Consider the following 1,206-nt stretch of genomic DNA (forward strand, 5'->3'; position numbering starts at 1 on the left):
TGTATTAGTTCCGACTAGATCTGACACTTCAATTTGAAAAGAAGAGAGTTACCCACTTTGATTAAAGGTGCTGAATCTGTAATCAAAGACAATAAGAGGTAACTCTCATGCTTCATACTAGCAATCCAATCATCAAACACAAAGCTGGCCTTCTCAATCTTGCAGAAGAACTCGGCAATGTATCAAAAGCCTGTAAAGTGATGGGTGTATCTAGAGACACTTTCTACCGCTATCAAGAGCTAGTCGAAACTGGCGGTATTGATGCTCTGATTAATCAAAGTCGAAGAACACCAAACCTGAAGAATCGTGTCGATAGTGAAACTGAGCAAGCCGTTCTCAAATACGCCATCGACTTCCCAGCTCACGGGCAAGTTAGAACGAGCAACGAGCTACGTAAACTCGGTGTATTTATCTCTCCAAGTGGTGTGCGTTCAATCTGGCTTCGTAATGACTTAGAAAACTTCAAAAAGCGCCTTATTGCCTTAGAAAAACAGGTCGCTGAAAACGGTATCATTCTAACGGACGAACAAGTTGCTGCTCTTGAGCGTAAGAAACACGATGATGAAGCTTGTGGTGAGATAGAAACAGCCCATCCAGGTTATCTTGGCTCTCAAGACACGTTTTATGTTGGCAACCTTAAGGGTGTTGGACGTATCTATCAGCAGACGTTCGTTGATACCTACAGCAAAGTTGCCTTCGCTAAGCTCTACACGACTAAAACACCCATCACCGCAGCAGATATGTTGAATGATAAGGTTCTACCGTTCTTCGAGGGGCATGAACTGCCTATGCTGCGAATCTTAACTGACCGAGGCACTGAATACTGTGGCCGTGTTGAACAGCATGATTACCAGCTTTACCTAGCCATCAATGATATAGACCACACCAAAACTAAAGCGATGTCGCCACAGACAAATGGAATCTGCGAACGCTTCCATAAGACCATATTGAATGAGTTCTACCAAGTAACATTCAGAAAGAAACTGTATGGTTCGATGGAAGAGTTGCAGAAAGATCTGGACGAATGGATGGACTACTACAACAATCATCGTACTCATCAAGGAAAAATGTGCTGCGGCAGAACGCCGATAGAAACATTAGAGGATGGGAAATCAATCTGGGCTGAAAAGAATTTAGCCCAGATATAATCTGACAGGCACCGAGTCTAAAAGTGGGTAACTGTCAGATCAGGTCTGAATTAGTACA

The 1,206-nt window shown here is 43.2% G+C and carries 1 protein-coding gene; it reads left to right on the top strand.

Features of this window, described 5'->3' with window-relative positions; genetic code table 11:
- The first annotated feature begins 107 nt into the window (after positions 1 to 107).
- Positions 108 to 1,148: an IS481 family transposase gene (locus BLO31_RS08360; protein WP_070964526.1), complete on the top strand. Its 1,041-nt coding sequence runs from the start codon at positions 108 to 110 to the stop codon at positions 1,146 to 1,148.
- Positions 1,149 to 1,206: the final 58 nt, after the last annotated feature.

The sequence above is a fragment of the Vibrio sonorensis genome (assembly GCF_001854765.1).
GTDB lineage: Bacteria > Pseudomonadota > Gammaproteobacteria > Enterobacterales > Vibrionaceae > Vibrio > Vibrio sonorensis.

Bases quoted from the DNA above. Each gene is read 5' to 3' on its own strand.
- BLO31_RS08360 (WP_070964526.1), top strand. From the start codon at position 108: ATGCTTCATACTAGCAATCCAATCATCAAACACAAAGCTGGCCTTCTC.